At 65.5% G+C, this 17,928-nt stretch carries 16 protein-coding genes and 2 pseudogenes; 2 read left to right on the top strand and 16 right to left on the bottom strand.

Annotated elements, in window-relative coordinates; translation table 11 throughout:
• Nucleotides 1-392 (top strand): annotated as a pseudogene (locus tag FDW84_RS19740) (hypothetical protein); the annotation flags it as partial.
• Nucleotides 393-422: 30 nt separating this feature from the next.
• Here FDW84_RS19740 and FDW84_RS11060 read toward each other — a convergent pair.
• From FDW84_RS11060 to truB, 12 genes and pseudogenes are all read right to left on the bottom strand, one after another.
• Nucleotides 423-926: a DUF1579 family protein gene (locus FDW84_RS11060; RefSeq protein ID WP_138609379.1), complete on the bottom strand. Its 504-nt coding sequence runs from the start codon at nt 924-926 to the stop codon at nt 423-425.
• Nucleotides 927-967: 41 nt separating this feature from the next.
• Complete coding sequence (locus FDW84_RS11055; RefSeq protein ID WP_138609377.1) at nt 968-2,311, bottom strand: M16 family metallopeptidase; 1,344 nt, start codon at nt 2,309-2,311, stop codon at nt 968-970.
• A gap of 110 nt (nt 2,312-2,421) precedes the next feature.
• Entirely contained in the window at nt 2,422-4,683 is a 2,262-nt protein-coding gene (locus FDW84_RS11050; RefSeq protein WP_138609400.1) for a polyribonucleotide nucleotidyltransferase, read from the bottom strand.
• A gap of 241 nt (nt 4,684-4,924) precedes the next feature.
• Complete coding sequence (gene rpsO, locus FDW84_RS11045) at nt 4,925-5,194, bottom strand: 30S ribosomal protein S15 (protein ID WP_138609375.1); 270 nt, start codon at nt 5,192-5,194, stop codon at nt 4,925-4,927.
• 207 nt (nt 5,195-5,401) lie between these two features.
• Complete coding sequence (locus FDW84_RS11040; RefSeq protein ID WP_138609398.1) at nt 5,402-6,622, bottom strand: kynureninase; 1,221 nt, start codon at nt 6,620-6,622, stop codon at nt 5,402-5,404.
• A 68-nt stretch (nt 6,623-6,690) separates the two neighbouring features.
• Nucleotides 6,691-7,545 (bottom strand): tryptophan 2,3-dioxygenase, encoded by an 855-nt coding sequence (kynA, locus tag FDW84_RS11035; RefSeq protein WP_138609374.1) that lies wholly within the window; start codon nt 7,543-7,545, stop codon nt 6,691-6,693.
• Nucleotides 7,546-7,576: 31 nt separating this feature from the next.
• Nucleotides 7,577-8,560 carry a bifunctional riboflavin kinase/FAD synthetase gene (locus tag FDW84_RS11030; RefSeq protein ID WP_138609372.1) on the bottom strand — a complete coding sequence of 328 codons (984 nt, stop codon included), beginning with the start codon at nt 8,558-8,560 and terminating at the stop codon, nt 7,577-7,579.
• A 114-nt stretch (nt 8,561-8,674) separates the two neighbouring features.
• Nucleotides 8,675-9,181, bottom strand: coding sequence for a winged helix-turn-helix domain-containing protein (locus tag FDW84_RS20045; RefSeq protein WP_371419164.1), 507 nt, complete (start codon nt 9,179-9,181; stop codon nt 8,675-8,677).
• Nucleotides 9,182-9,201: 20 nt separating this feature from the next.
• Nucleotides 9,202-9,911: pseudogene (locus FDW84_RS11020) on the bottom strand (tellurium resistance protein TerC); the annotation flags it as partial.
• A 225-nt stretch (nt 9,912-10,136) separates the two neighbouring features.
• The gene (locus FDW84_RS11015; RefSeq protein WP_138609370.1) at nt 10,137-10,607 is read right to left on the bottom strand and encodes a hypothetical protein; all 471 of its coding nucleotides are present in this window, start codon (nt 10,605-10,607) and stop codon (nt 10,137-10,139) included.
• 19 nt (nt 10,608-10,626) lie between these two features.
• A complete protein-coding gene (locus FDW84_RS11010) occupies nt 10,627-10,980 on the bottom strand; it encodes a hypothetical protein (protein WP_138609368.1) in 354 nt (117 codons plus the stop codon).
• Between the two features lie 2 nt (nt 10,981-10,982).
• Nucleotides 10,983-11,912: a tRNA pseudouridine(55) synthase TruB gene (gene truB, locus FDW84_RS11005; RefSeq protein WP_138609366.1), complete on the bottom strand. Its 930-nt coding sequence runs from the start codon at nt 11,910-11,912 to the stop codon at nt 10,983-10,985.
• A 92-nt stretch (nt 11,913-12,004) separates the two neighbouring features.
• Here truB and FDW84_RS11000 point away from each other — a divergent pair, with 92 nt between their 5' ends.
• A complete protein-coding gene (locus tag FDW84_RS11000) occupies nt 12,005-13,162 on the top strand; it encodes a pyridoxal phosphate-dependent aminotransferase (protein WP_171046753.1) in 1,158 nt (385 codons plus the stop codon).
• A 34-nt stretch (nt 13,163-13,196) separates the two neighbouring features.
• On the opposite strand, the gene trxA is transcribed toward FDW84_RS11000, so the two are convergent.
• From trxA to infB, 4 genes are all read right to left on the bottom strand, one after another.
• On the bottom strand, nt 13,197-13,670 hold the full coding sequence (gene trxA, locus FDW84_RS10995; protein ID WP_371419163.1) for a thioredoxin: 474 nt from the start codon (nt 13,668-13,670) through the stop codon (nt 13,197-13,199).
• Nucleotides 13,637-14,122, bottom strand: a complete 486-nt coding sequence (locus FDW84_RS10990) for a nucleoside deaminase (protein ID WP_138609360.1) — start codon at nt 14,120-14,122, stop codon at nt 13,637-13,639. Before FDW84_RS10990 ends, trxA begins: the two co-directional genes overlap by 34 nt.
• 106 nt (nt 14,123-14,228) lie before the next feature.
• Complete coding sequence (gene rbfA, locus FDW84_RS10985; protein WP_138609358.1) at nt 14,229-14,738, bottom strand: 30S ribosome-binding factor RbfA; 510 nt, start codon at nt 14,736-14,738, stop codon at nt 14,229-14,231.
• Between the two features lie 246 nt (nt 14,739-14,984).
• Nucleotides 14,985-17,906: a translation initiation factor IF-2 gene (infB, locus tag FDW84_RS10980; RefSeq protein ID WP_138609356.1), complete on the bottom strand. Its 2,922-nt coding sequence runs from the start codon at nt 17,904-17,906 to the stop codon at nt 14,985-14,987.
• Between the last annotated feature and the right edge of the window lie 22 nt (nt 17,907-17,928).

Genomic DNA, 17,928 nt, shown 5'->3' with positions numbered 1-17,928 from the left:
AAAACCAACCACCCGGCTGGACCTCACCCACCGGCCACCACTACAAAAACGAACACCACGACTGGGAACCACCACAATGGCCGGAACGGCCTGTTCTTTCGGGCGCTGGGCCTGCGAGGGAGGGGAAAGCCGGTAAGTCACCGGTTCAGCCATCGGCACCTGTAGAGAGCGGGCGCCTAGCAGCTTGGGCTGATGTCTTCGACACCCATCACGGCGCTGATGGCCATGTCCTGCCGGCGGTTCCTCCTCCTGAGGAACCCCCAGGCGACAACCTCGTGCATCCTGACGATCTTCCGGCTGAGGACAGCTTGTGGGACGACTTCTACGCCATGCCCCCGAAACTTTCCGGGGACCCGCTCAAAGAGTGGGAATGCGACATGATGCAGCTCTGAGCTGGCTGTATCCGCAGCCGCTGGAAGCCTTCAGCTCCGCTGAAACCTCGAGGTCATGAAGGGAACATACGCTGAGCCAGTGCCATCGGCCACGCCGGGCTCCTCATCCGCAGCTTTCCTGGCGCCGGTCCGAAGCTCGGTCACGTGGGTGAGCTCGTCGCCGTCGACGCTCAGCGTGTGGCGGGTCGAACCGGCGGAACCATGGCGCTCCACCCTCAAGGCACCGTCGTGCCATGTGCACCGGGCGGGGGCACCCGGCGCCGGGCTCACGTTGTCCACGTAGTACCAGAAGACGTTCCGGTGGTCCGGATCGAGAGTGAAAACCCCGTGGCCTTCGAAATGCGTCCCGTCCAGTTCAACGTGGCGGTAGCTCTGTACAACCGCCACACCGCCGGCAACCGGCCGGTAGGTCACATCGGCTTCAACTGTGCGTTCCGGTCCCCAAGGGCCGGCGGCAAAGCGGGTACTGCCGTGCCAGTGCCCAAGGAAGCGGGCCAAGACACCCGGACCACGGACAGGGGGGAATCCTTCCACCGCCTCTCACCTCCTGTCCAAGGTACCTGGCCGCTGCGCGCCTAGAGCCCGAAGGTCTCCGTCTCCTCGAAGGGTCCCACGACGGTGACTGTCCTCGGCGCTGCTGCGAGCTCCGCTGCAAGATCCTGGACCTGCTCGGCTGTAACAGCCTTAATCAACCGCAGGGTTTCGTCGATGTCCTGGTATTCACCGGAAACAAGTTCGGCCCGGCCCAGCCGTGACATCCTGGAGCCGGTGTCCTCCAACGCCAGCACAATCCCGCCGCCCAGCTGGCCCACCGCCTTGCGGAGCTCGTCCTCGGTAATGCCGTGCTCTGCCAGCTTATTTAGCTCAATGGCCAGCAGATCCAGCACCTGGCGGACCTTGGACGGGGTGCACCCGGCATACATTCCGAAGTACCCGGCATCCGCGTAGGAGGATGCGAAGGAATAGGTGGAGTAAACCAGGCCCCGCTTCTCACGAATCTCCTGGAATAGGCGCGAGGACATTCCGCCGCCCAGGACAGCATTAAGGACGCTCATGACATAACGTCTTTCGTCCGTAGCGACGATGGTGGGGCAGCCCATGATGATGTTCGCCTGCTCCACTGCCCGTTTGACGACATGCAGTCCGGCGGTGCCAGTGATGAGGGCCCGTTCCGTGGAACGGCGCTCCACCGGTGCAGCGTCCGTCTTCAGTGACCAGCCCGCAGATTCCAGCGCCTCCACCACGAGGTCGCAAACAACGTCGTGCTCCAGGCCACCGGCGGCAGTGATGACCAACTCGTCAGGCCGGTAGTAGCGCTGGTAGTGCTCCCACACGGAGTCGCGGGCCACTGCCCTGATGGCGTCCGGTGTGCCGCCGATGGGGCGCCCCAGAGGGTGGCTGCCAAGGACTGCGGACACGAAGTGCTCGTGGGCAACATCGGTGGGGTCATCGCTGTCCATCGCGATTTCCTCCAGAATGACGTCCCGTTCCTGTTCCATCTCGGCCGGATCCAGGACAGCACCGGTGATCATGTCTGCGATCACGTCGATGGCCATCGGCAGGTCACTGTCGAGTACGCGGGCGAAGTAGCAGGTGCTCTCTTTCGCGGTGGCTGCGTTGGATTCGCCGCCCACCTCATCGAAAGCGGAAGCAATTTCCAGCGCGGTGCGGCGCTTGGTCCCCTTGAAGAGGAGATGCTCCAGGAAGTGGGTGGACCCGTGCTGTCCCGGGGCCTCATCCCGTGAGCCAACACCCACCCAGAAACCGATGGTGGCCGACCTCTGTCCGGGCATCGCCTCCGTCAGCACACGCACTCCCCCGGGCAGCACCGAACGCCGGACTTCGGAGCCGCCGTCGGAGCCGTGGACCAGGGTGTCGCCGCGATGGTTCTGCTCAAGCGGCAGGGGTACAACAGTCATTGAGGCCTTTCACAGGGGCAGCCGGATCTGGCTGCCATCGTAACAGCGGCGGGGCCGGTGGATCATCCACCGGCCCCGCCGATTAGTGCTTGTGCCGGAAACCGGAACTGTTAGACGTCAGCGCCTTCAGCAGGTTCCGTGGTGTGGACACGCTCGGTCTCAACCTCGGCGCCCTCTTCCTCGGCGACAACCGGGGCGAGCGAGAGCTTTCCACGGTCATCGATCTTGGTGATCTCCACCTGGACCTTCTGGCCCACCGAGACAACGTCCTCGACGTTGTCCACTCGCTTGCCGTTGGCCAGCTTGCGGAGCTCGGAGATGTGCAGGAGGCCGTCCTTGCCCGGGGTCAGCGACACGAAGGCACCGAAGGTGGTGGTCTTGACGACCGTACCCAGGTAGCGTTCACCAATTTCCGGGACCTGCGGGTTGGCAATGGCGTTGATGGCGGAGCGTGCTGCCTCGGCAGACGGTCCGTCGGTGGCGCCAATGTAGACCGTGCCGTCGTCCTCGATGGAGATGTCGGCGCCGGTGTCTTCCTGGATCTGGTTGATCATCTTGCCCTTGGGGCCGATGACCTCGCCGATCTTGTCCACGGGGATCTTCACGGCGATGACGCGCGGTGCGAACTCGGAGAGCTCGTCCGGGGTGTCGATGGCCGAATCCATGACCTCGAGGATATGCAGGCGTGCTTCGCGGGCCTGCTTCAGGGCTGCTGCCAGGACCGAGGCGGGGATGCCGTCGAGCTTGGTGTCCAGCTGGATGGCGGTGACAAACTCGGAGGTACCGGCTACCTTGAAGTCCATGTCGCCGAAGGCATCTTCGGCGCCGAGGATGTCAGTCAGGGCAGCGTAGCGGGTCTGGCCGTCCACCTGGTCGGAAACCAGGCCCATGGCGATGCCGGCGACGGCGGCCTTCAGGGGCACACCAGCGTTCAGCATCGAGAGGGTCGAGGCGCAGACGGAACCCATCGACGTCGAACCGTTGGAGCCGAGGGCCTCGGACACCTGACGGATGGCGTACGGGAACTCCTCCCGGGACGGCAGCACCGGCACGAGTGCGCGCTCGGCCAGGGCACCGTGACCGATTTCGCGGCGCTTGGGCGAACCCACACGGCCGGTTTCACCGGTGGAGTACGGCGGGAAGTTGTAGTTGTGCATGTACCGCTTGGTCTTCACCGGCGACAGCGAATCGATCTGCTGTTCCATCTTCAGCATGTTCAGCGTGGTGACACCCATGATCTGGGTCTCGCCGCGCTCGAAGATGGCGGAACCGTGGACACGGGGCAGGACCTCGACCTCGGCGGTGAGCTGGCGGATGTCCGTCAGGCCGCGGCCGTCGATGCGGATCTGGTCCTTGAGGATGCGCTGGCGTACAACGTGCTTGGTGAGCGAGCGGAAGGCTGCGGACAGTTCCTTCTCGCGGCCTTCGAACTGGCCGGCAAGGTCCGCGAGGACCTCGTCCTTCAGGGCGTCCGCCGCGTTCTCGCGCTCCTGCTTGTCCGCAATCTGGAAGACAGCGGTCAGCTTGTCAGTGGCGGCAGATTCGACGGCGGCGTAGGCGTCCTCCTCGTAGTCAAGGAAGACCGGGAATTCGACAGTGGGCTTGGCAGCGCGGGCAGCCAGGTCGGCCTGGGCTTCGCAGAGTGCCTTGATGAACGGCTTGGCAGCCTCGAGGCCCTCGGAAACAACCTCTTCTGTGGGGGCAGTGGCGCCCTGTTCCTTGATGAGGTTCCAGGAGTTATCGGTGGCTTCGGCTTCCACCATCATGATGGCAACGTCGTCACCGGCAATGCGGCCGGCCACCACCATGTTGAAGACGGAGTTTTCCAGCTGGGAGTGCTTGGGGAAAGCAACCCACTGGGAGCCGTTTTCGTCGGCAACCAGGGCTACGCGGACGCCGCCGATGGGGCCGGAGAACGGCAGGCCGGACAGCTGCGTGGACATGGAGGAGGCGTTGATGGCCACCACGTCGTAGAGCTCGTCCGGGTTAATGGCCAGGACGGTGACGACGATCTGGACCTCGTTGCGCAGGCCCTTGATGAAGGCGGGGCGCAGCGGGCGGTCCATCAGGCGGCAGGCCAGAATGGCTTCAGTGGACGGGCGGCCTTCGCGGCGGAAGAACGAGCCCGGGATACGGCCGGCAGCGTACATGCGCTCTTCGACGTCGACCGTCAGCGGGAAGAAATCAAAGCCTTCACGCGGGTGCTTGCCGGCAGTGGTGGCGGACAGCAGTGCGGTGTCGTCGTCGATGTACACCATGGCTGCGCCGGCTGCCTGCTTGGCAAGGCGTCCGGTTTCGAAGCGCACTACGCGCTTGCCGAAACGGCCGTTGTCAATGACTGCTTCCGAGAACTGGATTTCGGGACCCTCCAAGAGAGTCACCTCCGTTTCTGTTTTACGGAAGTCCAGCCGCATCAACCCAGCCCAGCATCTGTCTACTGGCCCTGCACCCGGTCATCGATCGAGACCCACGGGCCGGGGCTTCGGTCAACGAAGCCTTCCCGGGGATCACTACCGAGGACCGCGAATGCGTGATGCGGTTGATCCTCCTGTTTAGTTTTTCATTTGAAGAAGGCGGCCCGTTCCATGGTGGAAAGGGCCGCCCCAAGTCCGACTAGCGGCGCAGGCCGAGGCGCTCGATGAGCGAACGGTAGCGGGCAATGTCGGTCTTCTTGAGGTAGCTCAGCATGCGCTTGCGGCGACCAACCATGGCCAGCAGACCGCGCTGGGTGTGGTAGTCGTGCTTGTGCTCCTTCATGTGCTCAGTCAGATCCTTGATCCGCTGGGTCAGGACAGCAACCTGGACCTCCGGTGAACCGGTGTCGCCTTCGGCGGTTGCGTACTCCTGGATGATGGACTGCTTTACAGCGGCGTCAAGTGCCACAATAACTCCTAGGGAATGTGCCGTGAGGGCCCAGGTCAGAAATTCACTGCCGGGTCTGCTGCCGCGGCTGATCCCGGTTGTTCGGGCCGCGCCGTACGCAACAGGAACCAGCCACCACGGACTGCAGCCGGATCCACCGCCAAGTTTACCGGCCGCTGCCTAAAGTTGTCGAAACAGCGGTGTCGTGAGCCGTCCAGCGGTCGTCAGCTAGGGCTTCAGGTGGCTCCGCATGGCCTCCATGCCCTGCAGAACCTCCCTGAAGCTGGTGCTGAGGGGTGACAGGCCAACCCGGATGCCCCGCGGGGAACGGAAGTCCGGAATCACATCGCCATCCCAGAGGGCTTCCACTGTTTCCTTGGTGAAGTCCGGGTGGTCCACGGTGATGTGGCTGCCGCGCAGCGCCGAATCGCGGGGCGTGGCAAGCTCTGCCCCCAGGGGCGCCAGCCAGGCATCGAAGATCTCCACCGCAAAAGCGGTGAGTCTCTTCGATTTTTCCCGGATCGCGGCCATGGTGGCCTCCTCGATGAGGTCCAGGGTCCCCCGCATCGGCAGCATCCCGAAGATCGCCGGAGTCCCGCTCAGGAAACCGCGGATGCCAGGGGCGGGCTCATACCCCGGCCCCATGTCAAAGGCGTCCTTTCGGCCCATCCAGCCCCAGATGGGCTGGTTCAGCGAGGGCAGGTGCCGACCGTTGACGTACGCGAACGCAGGTGAGCCGGGCCCTCCATTCAGGTACTTATAGGTGCAGCCGGCGGCGAAGTCCACTCCGGCGCCGTCGAGGTCTATTTCCACTGAACCCGCGGAATGGCAAAGGTCCCACACCACCAGTGCTCCGGCGTCGTGCACAGCGGCAGTGATGGCGGGGAGGTCGGCCAGGTGCCCTGAGCGGTAGGCGACCTGGCTCAGGAGTACGACGGCGGTACGCGGCCCCACTGCCTCACGCACCTGGTCAACGGTCACCCCCGCGGCCGGGTCAGCCTGGATCCAGCGGAGGGTCAGGCCCTCCTCAAGTGCTATGCCTTCCACCAGGTAGCGGTCGGTGGGGAAGTTTTCGGTGTCCAGCACCAGCTCGTTGCGGTCGGGGTCAGCCACGGCAGCGAGGGCTGCGCGGATCAGCTTGTACAGCACCACGGTAGTGGAGTCGGCGATGATTGTCTGGCCAGGGGCGGCGCCCAGCACGGTCCCGCCCAGCTGGTCGCCGATGGACTGCGGCAGGCCCAGCCACTCCTCGTCCCAGCCCCGGATCAGCCGGCCACCCCAGCCGTCCTGGATGAAGCGGCTGATGTCGTCAACGGTGCGTTTGAGGGGACGGCCCAGTGAGTTGCCGTCCAGGTAGGACAACCCGGTGTCCGTACCGATGAAGTGGTGCCGGTAATGAGCCAGCGGGTCCTGGCTGTCCAGTTCTTCGGCGCGCTGCTGCAGGGTCATGGTGGCCTCTTCCACGGTGGGCTTTCGGAAGTTCAGGGCCGCATCAGGCCCAGTGGTGGCGCCGGTGCTCACTGCCCGATCTCCGTACGGACAGCGAAGAGTTCCGGGAAGAAGGTCAGTTCCAGCGCTTTCTGCAGGAAGGCGGCGCCGCTGGAGCCGCCGGTTCCGGTCTTCATGCCAATGGTCCGCTGCACGGTCCGCAGGTGCCTGAAACGCCAGAGCTGGAAGTTGTCCTCAAGGTCCACCAGTTCCTCGCAGGCCTCGTACGCGCCCCAGTTGTCCGCCGCGTGTTCGTAGATGTGCTTGAACAGCGGTACCAGTTCGGGCGTGTACTCGTGGGCCTTCGTCACATCCCGCTCCAGGACGGAGGCCGGAACATCGAACCCCTGCCGCGCGAGGTACGCCAGGAACTCGTCGTAGATACTGGGCGCAGCCAGCAGCTCCTCCAACAAGGCGTGGGCTTCCGGATCAGACTCGAAGACCGGGAGCATTTTGCGGTTCTTGTTGCCCAGGACGAATTCGACAGCCCGGTACTGGGCGGACTGGAAGCCGGATGAGTTGCCCAGGAAGCCCCGGAACTGTGCATACTCGGTGGGTGTCAGAGTAGCCAGCACGGACCACTGCTCCGTCAGGGTCTTCTGGATGTGTTTGACCCGTGCAATGCCTTTAAGCGCCGACCCCAGGTCGCTGTCCCGCAGCCACGCTGCCGCGCTGCGCAGTTCATGCAGCACCAGCTTCAGCCACAGCTCGGTGGTCTGGTGCTGGATGATGAAGAGAAGTTCGTCGTGGTGTTCCGGCTTACTGACTGGCTGCTGGGCACTCAGGAGGGTCGGCAGCTGCAGGTAGGAGGCGTAGCTCATCCGTGCACTGAAGTCACGGACGATGCCCTTGTCCAGCTTCCGGGTGTTCTTTTCGACGGACACGTGCTGCCTTTCCCTTGGGTGGCTGGCGCCCCTAGCGCCGGGCCAGCAGATCGTGGGCCTGGGCGACGTCCAGGCGCATTTGCTCCACGAGTGCCTCCGGCCCACGGTAAGCCACCATGCCCCGAAGGCGGGCAACGAATTCCACGACTACTGTCTGGCCGTACAGATCGAAGTCCTCTACGGCCTCCTTCGGCCTGTCAATCACGTGGGCCTCGACCTGGCGGCTGACGCCGTCGAAGGTGGGATTCGAGCCCACGGAGATGGCAGCCGGCCAGCGGTTGCCCGCCTGGTCCACGAGCCAGCCCGCGTAAATGCCGTCGGCAGGAACCAGCCCGCTGGCATCGCCGGCAAGGTTGGCCGTGGGGAAACCGAGGGCCCGGCCGCGGGCTGCGCCGTGCACAACTTCGCCCCGCATCCTGTGCGGACGGCCCAGGACAGCGGACGCCGTGGCGACGTCCCCCTCCTGCAGGGCTTCCCGCACCCAGGTGGAGGAGCAGCGGCGGTCCTTGCCGTCGTCGTCATGCAGCGGGTAACCCTCGGAGCCAAACTCGCTGATCACCTGGACCTCAAAGCCGAACTTCTGGCCGAGCGCCTTCATGGTGTCCAGGTCCCCCGAGTTGCCGCGGCCAAAGCGGGCATCGTGGCCGATTACCACATGGGCTGCGTGCAGGCGGTCCACCAGGTACTGCTCCACGAACTCTTCAGGGGTAAGGCTGGCGAGGTCCAGCGAGTACTTCATGACCAGGATGGCGTCCAAGCCGAGTTCCCCGAGTGCCTCGAGCTTGTCCTGCAGCCCCATGATGAGTTCGGGGGCAGATTCAGGACGGTGCACCAAGGCAGGGTGCGGGTCAAAAGTGACTGCCACCGCTTTTGAGCGGGTGATGCGGGCAGTGCGGATGAGTTCGGACAGCACCTGCTGGTGTCCCCGGTGCACGCCGTCGAAATTTCCGAAGGTAACGACGGATGGGCCGAAGTCCGCCGGGACCTCGGACGGATCGTTCCAGATGTAAACCATCACCCTCGCCTTAACCGCTTGCAAGCTTCTGCGTCCGGACCGGGCGGGCCGCGGAACTCTCTAAGATTACCCGCATTCCCGGCTCCGCCCTGACGAGGGAAGGCCCCCGGGCTGTTAGCCAGGTGCCTGCTGGTGGTTGGCCGGGGCGCCCTGCCTGCCCTCCAGCCCCTGCCCGGAATCCAGTGCCGGCCCGTCCCCCGGTGCCCCACCGCTCTCCGATGCCGGCCCGTCATCCGGCACCGCTCCCGGGAACAGGCGGATCAACCCGTCCACTTCCTGTGCTGCGGTGGTGGGATGGCGGAAATGCTGGTGCGGCCGGATGGTGTAGCGGGTCCGCCGCCCCACCTTGGTCCGCTGCAGGTAGCCCCCGTCATCGAGGTCCTTGAGGATCAGCAAGGCTGCCCGCGTGGTGATGCCCACCCTTTCGGCGATGTCCGCCACCCGGATTTCGGGGTCGCGCGCCACGGAAAGCAGGACATGCCCATGGTTGGTAAGGAAGGTCCAGGCGGGCCGCGCTGGCCCGCCTGGATGGGAGCGTGGAGTTTCCTGGCGGCCGCCGCCGGATGTGTCCGTGCTGTGGCTGGGCTTTCCCGGGCTGCCGCCCCTACTTTCAGCTGCCATGCATGTTCCGTGCTTTCTCGTTATGGGTGGCCGGACTTGCCGGGTGCCTGCCGGTCCAGCTCATCGTCCTGGTGCAGTGGCGTTGCTTCCTCGGAACCGTCCCGGTGCGGCCCTGCTTCCAGTGTCCCTGCTTCCGAAGCGTGGCGGGGATGACGCCGCATCAGCGGCTCCAGCGCCGCCATCTCATCCGGTGATGCCGTCCCGAACGGAGCCCGTGCCGGTGCCGACAGGGGCCGGCGTCCTTGGCCCCGTGTGACCCAGAGGCTTGCTGCCACGGACACCATGAGGATCGCAGCAATAACCCCGAGGGAGACCGGGGTAGGGATGTAGTAGACGTCGATCTTCAGGAACATCTTGATACCCACCCAGATCAGCACAAGGGCCAGCCCGATCTTGAGGTAGATGAACCGGTGGATCAGGTCCGCCAGGAGAAAGTACATCGCGCGGAGGCTCAGGATGGCGAACGCGTTCGCGGTGAACACCAGTCCGTGACGGCAAAGATCGCGGGGATGGAGTCTACAGCGAAGATGATGTCCGTGGCCTCAACGAGCACCAGGACGGCCAGCAGCGGGGTTGCCAGGAGGACGCCGTCGCGCCGGATCAGGAAACGTTGCCCATGGAAGTTATTCGTCATGGGGACGTACCGGCGGAAGAGCCGCAGCGCCGCGGACTTCTCCGGGTCCAAGTGCTCGTTCCGGTGCCTGATCATCCGGTAACCGGTGACCAGCATAGGGGAACATTCATCAGGGGAACCCGCTTCCAGTCAGATATACCAACCGGAGGTCTTTCCCGGCTCCCTTGGAGCCTGCCCCGCCGGACCGCTCAGGGGGGGACGGACTGACGACGTGGCATTCGGGGGATACTCCCTTCCACACAAAATAGTGAAACGTATTTCACATGTGTGGGCAACGGTCCGTCAGTTGCTTCCGCAGCAGGGAGTCGTGCGGTGCGTCCGTCAGGCCGCGGGGGCCGAGGCGCCCGGACGCCGCCGGTACAGCCACACCAGGCCGAGAACGGGCAGCACCAGGGGAACGAAGGCATAGCCGCGGCCAAAGAGGGACCATACCGTCTCGTGCGGGAAAGCCACCGGATCAAAGACGCTCAAGGCGCCCACCACGAGCACGCCCAACAGCTCAACCAGCACCGCAGCCACCGAGACCTTGAACCAGGTACTTCCGGCCTTGGCCAACGAAACGGTGGCCACCACGTACACGAGGGCTGCGAAGGCGGACAACAGGTAGGCGAGCGGAGCTTCCGGGAACTTGGTGAGGATCTGGTAGCCGGCGCGCGCGGACGCTGAAATAGCGAACACGGCGTAGACGGCGATGAGCAGCCGTCCGGGGCCGGTGTTACGGCTGTTGGCGGCTGTGGGGGCATCCCCCGCCGGACCCTGCCCTGCGGGCGATGCGGTGCGCTGGTTTTTCACGTTGCGTGCTTCTTCCACTTCAGTACCAGATCTGGTTCATGCGGGCCGCCATCACCAAAGCGGTCACCCCGACGGCGGCCAGGACGAAATTGCTCCACCTGGTCCGTTCCAGGATGGACCAGTAAACGGCGGCCGGGGGCAGCAGCATGGCGGTCACCATGTACCCCCAGAATTCCCACGCCTCCCCCGCTATGGGCTCTCCGGCGATGACGCGGACGATGGAGCCCACCAGGTAGACCAGCAGGGAAACTTCCACGGCTGCGACGGACAGAATGGTGACGTCGTTCGGGGCCTTCTTGAGGATGCCCGCAGCCAGGCATATGCCCGTGGACAGGAGCCCCACCACCAGGATGATGTAGAAGTAAGCGTCCACGGTCAGCCTTCCCCGAGGCCGGAGCTGCCGTTGCCCGGCGCAAACACCAGGACGGGCTTGGCGAAGTTGCCGGCATCGGCGAGCAGTGCCACCAGGCTTCCGTCGGGAGCAAAGGCCGCGGTCGGATGATCAGCGGTGGCGGCCGCGGGGCTTCCCGGAGCCGCACCGGCAGCGATCCGCCGGCCGAAGGAGATCTCAGTGGTTTCTTCGGCGCTGAGCTCGCGGTTGGGCATCAGCGCGCGGGCCGCCTGGGACATCTCGAGGATGTTGAGTTCCTCGGCCAGCTGCTCAAGCGTCCGTGCCTGCTCAAGGGAGTAGGGACCAACGTGGGTCCGGCGGAGGGCGGTGAGGTGTCCACCTACGCCCAGTGCGGTGCCGAGGTCCCGGGCCAGGGCACGGATATATGTACCTGAGGAACATTCAACCGTGACATCCAGGTCCACCACATCAGCGGCCGTGTCCCGCCGGATCGCGTGCACCTCGAACCGATGGATGGTGACGGGACGGGCGGCCAGGGTTACGTCCTCGCCGGAGCGGACACGCGCGTAGGCGCGTTCGCCGTTCACCTTGATGGCGCTGACACTGCTCGGCACTTGCTGGATGTCGCCGGTCAGCCGGGCAACGGCGTCGTGGATTGCTGCATCGCTGACAGCGGAGGTGCCGGCCGTGGCGGTAACTTCGCCTTCGGCGTCGTCCGTCACGGTGGACTGGCCCAGGCGGACGGTGGCGGTGTAGGTCTTGGAGGTGCCCACGATGTAGGTGAGCAGGCGGGTCGCTTTGTTGATGCCAACTACCAGGACGCCGGTGGCCATGGGATCCAGGGTCCCGGCGTGTCCCACTTTCCGGGTACCTGCGAGGCGCCGCATCCGGCCAACCACATCATGGCTGGTCCATCCCTGCGGCTTGTCCACTATCACCAGTCCAGAAAGCACGCCTCCCAGTATATCGGCGCTGGTCCTGCCGCCTTCCCACAGCCAGGGCAGGAAGGCCTGCACCTGTGGACGTGCCAGCTAGGATGGCTGGCATGCCAGAGCTTGCCCCCCATATCCGCGACGTGCCAGTCAATCAGATCCGGGAGATTACCGAGGCCGCCTGGCGTACTCCCGGCGCCCTGGTGCTGAGCATTGGGGAGCCCGGCTTCCCGCTCCCCCGGCACGTGCTGGACGCCGCCATGGCTTGCCTGGACCGCGACGAAACCAATTACACCCCAAATGCCGGCATCCCCGCGCTCCGCGAGGCTTTTGCAACACGGTTCCTGGAGCAGCAAGGAATTGATGTAGGCGCAGACCGCGTATACGTGGTGTCCGGTGCGCAACAGGGACTGCACTTTGCCATGAGCCTGCTGCTCTCACCGGGTGACGATGTCCTGGTTCCCAACCCCGGCTATCCCACCTTTGCCATGACCAGTCGGCTCCTGAATGCCGTTCCCGTGGGTTACCCGCTGTACGCGGACCACGGCTTCCAGCCCAGGACCCGGGACATCGAGTCCCTCATCACCGACCGGACCCGGGTGCTGGTCTTGAACTCCCCCTCCAACCCCCTTGGCGCCGTGCTGGCCGAAGACCTGACCCGCGAACTGATGGACCTGGCCCGCCGGCACGATCTGTGGGTCATTTCGGACGAATGCTACGAGGCCTTCACCTACGATGTGCCGCACGTCAGCCCCGCGAAGTTCGACGGCGACACGCCGGATAATTCCCGCGTGTTCACTTCGCTGACTCTTTCCAAGACCTACGGCCTCACCGGCCTTCGCATCGGGGCGCTGATTTGCCCGCCCGGGCTCAAGCAAAAAATGGACAACGTCATGGAGTCGATCGTGTCCTGCGTGGCTTCGCCGTCGCAGTATGCAGCGCTCGCCGCCCTGACCGGGCCGCAGGACTATGTCCAGCACGCCCACGGGCATTACCGGGCAAACAGGGACGCTGCCTCCGCGGTCCTGGCCGCGAAGGGCATCCCCTATCTCAAGGCCGAAGGGGCTTTTTACCTGTGGGCGGACGTTTCCCATGCCAGCGGCGGGGACGTACGCAGCTGGGTTCGCCGGTTCCTCGCGGATTCCCGGGTTGCGCTGGCACCGGGAACCGCCTTTGGCTCCATCGGCGAGGGATGGGTCCGGATTGCCCTGTGTGGAAAACAGGACGAGCTCGTGGAAGGTTTGGGCCGGCTGCCGGACCGGAATCCGTGATGACAGCCCAGCGCACAGTGCCGACAGGCAGGAATCACTGCCGGGTGCCGGCCAGGGCCCCGTCCAGCCATGACCGCAGGACCTCTGCGGGGGCTGCTCCCGCCTGACGCGCCGCCACCCGGCCGTCCACCATCACCATCAGGGTGGGGATGGCCTGCACGTCGAAGCGGCGCGACAGACGCGGAGACTTGTCCACGTCCACCTTGACGAGTTTGATGCGGCCCGGCCGCTCCCTGGCCAGCTTGTCCAGCACTGGGCTCACCATCCGGCAGGGACCGCACCAGGCGGCCCAGAAATCCACCAGTACCGGAACCGGCGACTGCTCCGCGACCGCGGCGAAATCGGCATCGCCGGCTGACACGATCCATGGCAGTTCAGCCTTGCAGTTGCCGCACCGTGGCCGGCCGGCAGCCTGCGCCGGGACCCGGTTGGTCTTCCCGCAGGCTGGACAGGCGGTGAGCGCAGCTTCCACTTTCAGTATTCTTTCCTGTCCGCGAAGGCGCCCCATGCCTGGAACGGGGCGTCCGACGTCGGGATGTCACTCCGCGTGACCGGCATCAGTTCCGGGCGGGTTCCGTTGAAGTAGTCATAGAAGACGGCGTCGTCGAAACCCGCGGCAGCGGCGCCGTGGCGGTCCACGGCGAAGTAGATACGGTCAATCCTGGCCCAGAGCGCCGAGGCCAGGCACAGCGGGCAGGGTTCGCAGCTCGCATAGAGCACAGCGCCGTGCAGGTCGTAGCTGGCTGTGGCTGCAGCGGCGGCGCGAATGGCCACCACTTCGGCGTGGGCGGTGGGATCGTTGTCGCGGGTGACGCGGTTGACGCCTTCGTGCACCCGCCCGTCCGCCGTCACCACCAGCGCGCCGAACGGCCCGCCCCCTTCGCCAACGTTCCGGATGGCCAGTTCCACGGCCTGCTCAAGGTACTTGCTGCTGTGGTCCACGTCATGCGGCTTAGTCATAGCTCGATCCTAACCACGGCAGCGGCATTAAGGGTCAAAATGGGGGCGGGAAGCAAAAAGGCCCGGACCGCACGTGCGGTCCGGGCCTTCGGCTGTTCAGACGGTCTTATTTATGCCCGTCTTCGTCGGAATTCCCGTCGTCGTCGAGGTCAAAGTCCTCTTCGTCGAAATCATCGTCGTCGAGGTCAACGTCGGCGGACGCATCGCTCTTGTAGGGGTCCGCGTCGCCTGCGTGCTGGGCCTTGGCTGCAAGGGCAGCCACCTCGGCGTCCCGTTTCCTGGCCTCCCGCAGCAGCTCCTCAAGGTTGGAAGCAACCACGGGAATCTGGTCAGCCACGAATTCCAGGCTCGGAGTCAGCCGAACGGTGATGTTCCGGCCCACCTCCTGCCGAAGCACGCCCTTGGCCTTCTCCAGCCCCTTGGCAGCATCAGCCTGGACAGCCTGGTCCCCAAAAACCGTGTAGTAAACGGTGGCATGCTGCAAATCATTCGTCACACGGGCATCAGTAACAGTGATGCCCTCAAGCCGGGGATCCTTAACCTTCCGGCTCAGGGCCTCAGCAACAACAACCTTAATCCGCTGCGCCAACTTGGCAGCACGTGCCGGATCAGCCATGAACAACTCCTAAAAATTTGGACGTACGACGGCGTGTTGCAGCTGACGTACCCAGGTTCGATTGATGCCACGCACTATGGGCGGGTCGACGACGGACCCGCGTTGGATTTTTCCGGCGGCCTGGGAGTGGCATCGGGCCTATCGGAGCCGGGCGGCGTGCGATCGAAGATCGCATGCCGCCCGGCGAAGGGGCGGGGCCGCCGGAAAAATCCAACGACCCCGCACCTTTTCTGACGCTAACGCAGACTAGACGCGCGGCTTCTCACGCATCTCGAAGGTCTCGATGATGTCGCCTTCGGTGATGTCGTTGTACGAGCCAAGACCGATACCACACTCGAAGTCCGTGCGGACCTCCGTGGCGTCGTCCTTGAAGCGCTTGAGCGATTCAACGGTGAGGTTGTCACCGATGATCTTGCCGTCGCGGCTGACGCGTGCCTTGGCGTTGCGGCGGATGATGCCCGAGCGGACAATCGAGCCGGCGATGTTTCCGAACTTGGAGGAGCGGAAGACTTCGCGGACCTCGGCGGTGCCCAGCTGGACTTCTTCGTATTCCGGCTTGAGCATGCCCTTGAGCGCCATCTCGATGTCATCGATTGCTGAGTAGATGACGGAGTAGAAGCGCATGTCCACGCCTTCGCGGTCTGCCAGTTCGGCAACGCGTTCCGCAGGCTTGACGTTGAAGCCGATGATGACGGCGCTGTCCACTGTTGCCAGGTTGACGTCGTTCTGCGTGATGGCGCCAACACCGCGGTGGATGACGCGCAGCTGCACGCCTTCGCCCACGTCGATCTTGAGCAGGGCGTCTTCGAGGGCTTCCACGGCACCGGACACGTCACCCTTGAGGATGAGGTTGAGGGTGTCGATCTTGCCTTCGGCGACGGCCTGATCGAAGTCTTCCAGGCTGATGCGCTTGCGGCGCTTGGCCAGGGCGGCGTTGCGGTCGGCAGCTTCACGCTTCTCGGCGATCTGGCGGGCGGTGCGCTCGTCGGCGGTCACGAAGAAGGTGTCGCCTGCACGCGGGACGTTGGACAAACCCAGCACCTGGACGGGCCGGGACGGGCCGGCCTCGGTCAGGGCGCTGCCGTCGTCGTCGAACATCGCACGGACACGGCCGTGGGCCGTGCCTGCCACGATGGTGTCGCCGACGCGCAGGGTACCGGACTGCACCAGGACGGTGGCCACGGAACCGCGGCCCTTGTCCAGGTTGGCTTCGATCGCGATGCCGCGGGCGTCCTTGTTCGGGTTGGCGCGCATGTCCAGGGCAGCGTCCGCGGTGAGCAGGACTGCCTCGAGCAGCTCGTCGATGTTGAGGTTCTGGCGTGCAGAGACCTCCACGAACATGGTGTCGCCACCGTATTCTTCGGGAACCAGGCCGTACTCGGTCAGCTGGCCGCGGACCTTGTCCGGGTTGGCGCCTTCCTTGTCGATCTTGTTCACGGCCACCACGATGGGCACGTTTGCTGCCTGGGCGTGGTTGAGGGCTTCAACGGTCTGGGGCATGACGCCGTCATCCGCTGCGACCACCAGGATGGCGATGTCGGTGACCTTCGCACCGCGGGCACGCATGGCGGTAAACGCCTCGTGGCCCGGGGTGTCGATGAAGGTGATCTTCCGGTCGTCGCCTTCGTGGTTGTGCGTGACCTGGTAGGCACCGATGTGCTGGGTGATGCCGCCGTGCTCGCCCGCCATGACGTCGGACTTGCGGATGGCATCGAGCAGGCGGGTCTTACCGTGGTCCACGTGGCCCATGACGGTGACTACCGGAGGACGTGCCTCGAGGTCTTCGTCGCCTTCGGCTTCGAGCTCGGCGTCGAAGTCGATGTCGAAGGTGGAGAGCAGCTCGCGCTCCTCGTCTTCCGGCGACACAACCTGGAGCTTGTAGCCAAGCTCCTCGCCCAGCAGTGCAAAGGTTTCCTCGTCCAACGACTGGGTTGCGGTTGCCATTTCACCGAGGTGGAACAGTACCGTCACCAGCGCTGCGGGGTTCGCCTCGATCTTGTCGGCGAAGTCCGTGATGGACGAGCCACGACGCAGGCGGATCACAGTGTTGCCATCGCCGCGGGGTACGCTCACGCCACCCAGCGACGGTGCGCTCATCTGCTCAAGTTCCTGGCGCTTTGCGCGCTTCGACTTGCGCTGCTTGCCACGGCCTGCGCCGCCCTTGCCGAAGGCACCCTGGGTGCCGCCGCGTCCGCGGCCGCCCTTGCCGAAGCCACCGCCGGCGGGAGCACCGCCGCCGCCACCGGGACCACCGGTACCGGGAGCGCCACCAGGGCGTCCGGGACCGCGGCCGCCGCCGCCGGGACGTCCTGCACCTGCGGGTGCGGGACGTTCAGTGCGGTTGGGCATCATGCCAGGAGTAGGACGGTTTCCGCCGGCGCCGCCGGGACGCGGTGCACCCGGGCGGGGACCGCCCGCACCGGCTGCAGGACGGGGGCCGCCTGCACCGGCTGCGGGACGCGGACCACCGGGACGGGGGCCGCCGGCGCCTGCTGCGGGACGGGGACCACCGGGACGGTCGCCGTCGGTGCGGCTGCCACCCGGGCGGGGCATGCCCTGTGAGGTGGCAAACGGGTTGTTGCCGGGACGGGGAGCACGGTCGCCGTCGCCGCCGCGGCCGCGGGGCATGCCCTGGGACGTGGCGAAGGGGTTGTTGCCCGGACGGGGACCGCCGGGACGGGGAGCGCCGCCTTGGCCCGGACCGCCGGAACGGGTGGGTGGGGCGGGGGTTTCGGCCTTGGGTGCCGGCCGTGCGCCGGGCTTTGCGCCGGTGGACGGGGCAGCGGGAGCTGCCGGGGCGGAGGCAGCCGGGGCTGCCGGTGTGCTGGCGGCCGGTGCTGCCGGAGCAGTCGGTTGTGACGGTGCTGCCGGAGCGGCGGGGGCAGGTGCCTGCGCCTTGGGGGCGGGCGCCTTGGGCGCTGCCGGGCCGGGAGCGGGGGTTGAGGGACGTGCTTCTGCCGCCGGGGCCGCCGCCTTGGGCGCGGCTGCCGGAGCTGACGCCTTGGGAGCTGCGTCGGGGAAGGCGTTGCGCAGCTTGCGCACTACGGGTGCCTCAATGGTGGAAGAGGCGGAGCGAACAAATTCGCCCAGTTCCTGCAGTTTTGTCACTGCATCTTTGGAAGTGATACCGAGCTCTTTCGCAAGCTCGTGTACGCGGACCTTGGCCACATTTCTCCTGTCTCGGTCCGCA

The sequence above is a fragment of the Pseudarthrobacter sp. NamE5 genome, assembly GCF_005796225.1.
Lineage (GTDB): Bacteria > Actinomycetota > Actinomycetes > Actinomycetales > Micrococcaceae > Arthrobacter.
This window is presented reverse-complemented; position numbering and strand designations above follow the sequence as displayed.

What these genes read in the sequence shown, in the direction of transcription:
- trxA (WP_371419163.1), bottom strand. Translation starts at nt 13,670, where the DNA reads ATGGGGCGCCTTCGCGGACAGGAAAGAATACTGAAAGTGGAAGCTGCG.
- FDW84_RS11000 (WP_171046753.1), top strand. Translation starts at nt 12,005, where the DNA reads ATGCCAGAGCTTGCCCCCCATATCCGCGACGTGCCAGTCAATCAGATC.
- FDW84_RS11055 (WP_138609377.1), bottom strand. Translation starts at nt 2,311, where the DNA reads ATGACTGTTGTACCCCTGCCGCTTGAGCAGAACCATCGCGGCGACACC.
- FDW84_RS11030 (WP_138609372.1), bottom strand. Translation starts at nt 8,560, where the DNA reads ATGGTTTACATCTGGAACGATCCGTCCGAGGTCCCGGCGGACTTCGGC.
- FDW84_RS20045 (WP_371419164.1), bottom strand. Translation starts at nt 9,181, where the DNA reads ATGGCAGCTGAAAGTAGGGGCGGCAGCCCGGGAAAGCCCAGCCACAGC.
- rbfA (WP_138609358.1), bottom strand. Translation starts at nt 14,738, where the DNA reads ATGGCTGATCCGGCACGTGCTGCCAAGTTGGCGCAGCGGATTAAGGTT.
- FDW84_RS11040 (WP_138609398.1), bottom strand. Translation starts at nt 6,622, where the DNA reads ATGACCCTGCAGCAGCGCGCCGAAGAACTGGACAGCCAGGACCCGCTG.
- FDW84_RS10990 (WP_138609360.1), bottom strand. Translation starts at nt 14,122, where the DNA reads ATGACTAAGCCGCATGACGTGGACCACAGCAGCAAGTACCTTGAGCAG.